Source organism: Streptomyces sp. NPDC026062, assembly GCF_055568375.1.
Genome location: NZ_JBVHOQ010000137.1, coordinates 1 through 1,350 on the forward strand (window position 1 = coordinate 1; position 1,350 = coordinate 1,350).

Here is a 1,350-nt window from a genome sequence, read left to right on the forward strand (position 1 = left end):
TGGTGGTGTACTCGGGTGCGGGCAGGGCCTTGCGGTCGAGCTTCCCGTTCACCGTCAACGGCAGCTCGTCCAGCACCACGACCGCGGCCGGGACCATGTACTCCGGCAGACGCGAGCCCGTGAACCCACGCACATCCCGCGTCAGCCCACCACGATCCACCTCACCGGCCGGCACCACATACGCCACCAGACGCCTGTCACCGGCAGCGTCCTCACGAACCACCACCGCACCCTGGGCAACCAGCGGATGCGCGACCACAACCGCCTCGACCTCACCGGTCTCGATACGGAAACCCCGCACCTTCACCTGATCATCCGCCCGGCCGACAAACTCCAGCTCACCACCCGCAGACCACCGCACCACATCACCCGTGCGATACATCCGCTCACCCGGCCCACCGAACCGCGACGCCACAAACCGCCCCGACGTCAGCCCCGCACGCCCCAGATAACCCCGGGCCACACCCGCACCCGCCACATACAACTCACCCGCAACCCCGACCGGCACCGGCTCCAAACGCCCATCCAGCACAAACAGCCGCAGATCAGCAATCCCCCGACCGATCACACTCGGCGCACCCACACCAGCCGCCCCGACACCCAACGGCGCATACGACACATGCACCGTCGTCTCCGTGATCCCATACATATTCACCAGCCGCGGCGCATCCTCACCATGACGCCCGTACCACTGCGCAAGCCGACCCGGATCCAGCGCCTCACCACCGAACACAACCGTCCGAAGCACCAGCTCCCGACCCAGCTCCGGCTCCAACCCCTCAGCCGCAATCAGCTGATAGAACGCCGACGGCGTCTGACTGAGAACAGTCACCCGCTCCCGCACCAACAACCGCAAAAACTCCCGCGGCGAACGCGACACCTCGAACGGCACCACCACCACACGCCCGCCATACAGCAGCGCACCCCACAACTCCCACACCGAGAAGTCGAACGCGAACGAGTGGAACCACGACCACACATCACCCGGCCCGAACCCGAACCACTCCCGCGTCGCCCCGAACAGCCGCGCCACATTCCCATGCGACACCACCACACCCTTCGGACGCCCCGTCGACCCCGACGTATAAATCACATACGCCGCACCCCCAGCCGACAACGCACCACCACGCTCCACCACCGACAACGCGCAAGCCTCAGCATCCGCCAGCCCACCCACCGTCGCCGGATCATCGAGAACGACCCGCTGCACACCCTGCGGCAGCACACCGGCCACCGCCCCGGACGTCACCACCACACCCACACCCGCGTCCGCGAGCACGAACTCCACCCGCTCAGCCGGATACGCCGGATCAACCGGCAGATACGCAGCCCCCGCCTTCAGCACACCCA

General features: G+C 67.0%; 1 protein-coding gene. It reads right to left on the reverse strand.

Annotated elements, in window-relative coordinates:
* The coding region (locus ACZ4LX_RS38175; protein WP_467652018.1) for an amino acid adenylation domain-containing protein at window positions 1-1,350 on the reverse strand (1,350 nt) is incomplete at both ends.